The organism is Aliivibrio logei (assembly GCF_001691055.1).
Taxonomy (GTDB): Bacteria; Pseudomonadota; Gammaproteobacteria; order Enterobacterales; family Vibrionaceae; genus Aliivibrio; species Aliivibrio salmonicida.
Genome location: NZ_MAJU01000058.1, coordinates 1 through 925 on the forward strand (window position 1 = coordinate 1; position 925 = coordinate 925).

Consider the following 925-nt stretch of genomic DNA (forward strand, 5'->3'; position numbering starts at 1 on the left):
GCCGTTACAGAGATCGTATTATCAAAAACAAATGTGCCTTTTTGAGTCGCAGTATTCCCCGCAATATCAACAATATTAACAGTCCATTCATACGTCCCATCCACCGACAACGCCGGTGCACTCAACAACCAATTTCCGTCTGCATCCACAGTTATTGACGTCATTGGCACGGTGATCGAAGCACCACTTGCAGTGTTCACCAATGAAGCCAACGTCACTGTTGCCCCCACTTCACCCGTACCACTTAACTTAACTTGCGTTACGTTCGTGATGTCATCACTATTTGATGAGCCACTGTCCGTACTTGCGTCCATACCCGCATTAAAATCAGTAATGGCTGTATCAATCACGACAGTCTTTGTGCTTGCTTGCTCGCTGGTGTTGCCTGCCGCATCTGTCGCAACCACAACCCAACGATAACTGCCTTGCGCTAATTCAGACGTATCAAGACTCCATTGACCACTAACGTTATCAACCGTCATTGTAAATGTATACGCAGCGATGTTTGGCGTCGCAATATTAAATAACGTCAATTCAATTTTATTGCCTTGCTCAGCCGTGCCGCTGAACGTCGGCGTAGTGTCTTTTGTGATGCTGTCATCACTCAAATCACCCGTATCACTGCTTGCATCAAGACGAACACCCGACAGCTCGGGAGCCACCGTATCAATATTCAATACTATCGCAGCGCTGTTTGATGTATTACCTGCCGCATCCATCACGTGAGCAACCCACGTGTATGAACCATCAAGAATAACCGTCGTTGGGGTGTATGACCATGAGCCATCAGGCTGAACAACCACAAAATCAGGTTGCAATGCCACGCGCTCCCCGCCGCCATTGGTTAATTGAATAGACACACGAGCGCCTGCTTCTGATGCTCCCACAAACGTAGGTGTGGCGTCATTAGAGTGATTACTGCCAG

Annotated in this window: 1 protein-coding gene; it reads right to left on the reverse strand. The window is 48.0% G+C overall.

Annotated features, from left to right (window positions below; all coding sequences use genetic code 11):
* A partial coding sequence (locus A6E04_RS20775) for an Ig-like domain-containing protein (RefSeq protein ID WP_175365447.1) occupies positions 1-925 on the reverse strand: 925 nt, incomplete at both ends.